This is a genomic window from Streptomyces sp. NPDC019890, assembly GCF_044903445.1.
In the GTDB taxonomy this organism is placed as follows: domain Bacteria; phylum Actinomycetota; class Actinomycetes; order Streptomycetales; family Streptomycetaceae; genus Streptomyces.
In genome coordinates this window covers 1-2,688 of the sequence record NZ_JBJDQK010000068.1, presented here as the reverse complement: position 1 = coordinate 2,688, position 2,688 = coordinate 1, and the positions used below count along the sequence as shown (strand labels likewise).

Below are 2,688 nucleotides of genomic sequence, written 5' to 3'. Positions count from 1 at the left end.
AAGGCTTCGCTCCTGTTCGGTGATGCCTTGGCCGGCGCGCCTCGGGCAGGGGCCGGTGGCCTTGTTGCTGTGCGGGGCCCTCGTGCTGTTGTCCGGGCGCGGGCTTGTGCTTGTCGTGATGGTGTTGTTGCCCGGGCATCGGCGGCTCGAGCGCGGCCGTGGGTGGGGTGGTGCGCCGTGCGGCCGTGTCCCGATGCGGTGGTGGTTTTCTCGTCGCGTGGGGGATGGGTGCCGGTGAGGCCCGGCGGGACGGCCCTGACGGTGGTGCGGTGTCAAAACGCTCTGGGTCTGGTGGCTGGTGTGTGTGAAATCGTTGCCGCTGAAGGGTAGTTGGGGCGTGGTCCGGGTGCCCGTGCGGTAGGGCTGTTCTGCGCCTCAGATCTCGCAGCGGTGTGTGGCGGCTGGGGGGGGGGCCGGGTCGGGGGCGGGGTGGGTGGTGGTGTGCCGTCATAGGGGCGGTTTGGCGTGTGCCCGTGTCCCGGAGCGGACTGCTGCCGTGGGGGTGGGCTGTCGCGGTGCGCGTGCCCCGGCCGGGGCGGGGCGGGAAGGTGGCCGGCTACGGGCCGACGGCGCATTTTGCGTGGTTTTACGTGATGTTTATGGGTGTGTCAAGCCCCGACTTGTCGGAACGTGACCGGGTGGTGTGGTTCGGGCCTACTGGAAGTGCGGCCTCACCGGAAGAAAAGAACGAGGCGGCACGGTGAAGGGGAATTCCTTTCCGAGGGTTTCTCCCTTTCGCACGTCATCCCGGGTTCCCGGGAATTCAATGAATCCCTCTATGTCAGTAGGAGTAAGTCATGTCCCGTACCGTTCACACCCGTAGTGATGTCCGTTCCAAGCGTCGGGGTCTGCGTCTGGCGACGTTTTTCGCCTCGGGCACTTTCGTGGCGGGGGCCGTCATCATTCCGGCCTCCTCCACGATGGCGGCCCCGATGCCGGCTTCGCCGGCCGTGAGCCTGGCCGCCCATGTGGACAAGCACGACAAGAAGCACGACAAGAAGCACGACAAGAAGAAGGTCGTCATCAAGGTCGTGATCAAGAAGGACAAGCACGGCAAGAAGAAGGTGGTCATTGTTGTCGTCAAGCACGACAACAAGAAGCACGACAAGCACGACAAGAAGCATGACAAGAAGCACGAGAACAAGAAGGGCGACCCGAAGAAGAAGGACGACCCGAAGAAGGACAACAAGAAGGACCCGAAGGACAACAAGAAGGTCGACCCGAAGGTCGACCCGAAGGACAAGAACAAGCAGGACCCGAAGGACGCTCCGAAGAAGACTGGAGGTAAGGGCGGCGACGGCGGTGCGGGCGGTGTCCTGGGCGGCACGGGTGGCACGGGCGGCAAGGGTGCTGACACGGGCGGTGCCGGTGGTACCGGCGGCGCGGGTGGTGTCGCGGGCGGTAACGGCGGCACCGGTGGTGCGGGTGGCACCACGGGTGGTGCCGGTGGCACGGGCGGCGCGGGTGGTGTCGTGGGCGGCACGGGTGGCACGGGTGGTACCGGCGGGACCACGGGTGGTGCCGGTGGCACGGGCGGCACCGGTGGTGTCGTGGGTGGCACCGGTGGTGCGGGCGGCGACGCCGTCTGAGGCGGCTGCTTCACCCTGTGGTCTCATCCGGCGGCCCGGACGGCTCATGCCGTCCGGGCCGTACCGGCCCACCCCCCGGCGGGGTGGGGGCCTGAAGGCCTCCACCCCCTACCTGCCCTCTGGCCGAGCCCCGGCCGTCTGGCCGGGATGCGGCCGCTGAAGTCACGGCGGCCGGATGCACTGCGCCTGCGGGCGTCACGCTCTTTGTGAGGATTACGGAGGATCTCCATGTCCGGAAGTTTCTGGCGGCGTCGTTTTGTCCTGGCGCCTCTCTCGCTGGTTTTCGCGGCCGGTGTCGCCTGTGCGGCGCAGGTGCCGCATACCGCTGCGGCAGGCTCCGGTCACCGGGCCGGGCCCGCTGGGCTCGCCGGTGGTGTCGGTGGCACGGGCGGTAGTGGTGGTGTCGGTGGCGCGGGCGGTGAGTGCGGTACGGGTGGCGCGGGCGGTAAGGGCGGTGACAGCGGCAGGGGTGGCGGCCCGGGCCGGTCGGGGGAGCCCGGCAGGCCCGGCACGCAGGGCTGTACCCGGTTCGAGGACCTGCCGGACAAGCCGAAGGACAAGCTCACGCTGGCGGACCGGGTCAGGATCGTGATGGTCGTCCTGCACGGACCCACGACAAGCGCCGAGGCCGCCAGGAAATACAAGATGCCGGCGCAGGAGATCGACGCCTGGAAACGGCAGTATCTCGCCGGCGACTGGACCGCGCTGATGGGTAAGGATGTCCCCTCCTGAGGCACCGCCACGGGACGCAGACCGGAATGCCGGCGGCCGGGCCCGCTCACGCGGGCCCTTGTGCTGCGGCTCCGCCGGGCCGGATCGGCGGCCCCCTCCCCGGCACGCCGCGCAGCACCGCCGCTGCTCACCGGGCCGGCCGGGGGTCGGCGCGGTGGCGGTGCGCTGCCCGGTGTGGGGCTTGCGCGGGCGGGTCCGGGGGCCGGCGGACGCCTCGCATGTCCTAGACGAGTAGTTCCGAATGCTGACGGTGCGTCCGGGGATGCAGAGAGGGCGTCCAAGATCGTTTTGTGACGAACGAAGACCTGGACGCCCTCATCACCGGACTTGTATGTGAAGATCGACGACGAGATCGGAGGGACCCGAT

Annotated in this window: 2 protein-coding genes; both read left to right on the top strand. The window is 68.9% G+C overall.

What is annotated here, in order from left to right:
• Positions 1 to 797 precede the first annotated feature (797 nt).
• On the top strand, positions 798 to 1,589 hold the full coding sequence (locus ACI2LP_RS34175) for a hypothetical protein (RefSeq protein WP_404728430.1): 792 nt from the start codon (positions 798 to 800) through the stop codon (positions 1,587 to 1,589).
• A gap of 228 nt (positions 1,590 to 1,817) precedes the next feature.
• The gene (locus ACI2LP_RS34170; RefSeq protein WP_404728429.1) at positions 1,818 to 2,321 is read left to right on the top strand and encodes a hypothetical protein; all 504 of its coding nucleotides are present in this window, start codon (positions 1,818 to 1,820) and stop codon (positions 2,319 to 2,321) included.
• Positions 2,322 to 2,688: the final 367 nt, after the last annotated feature.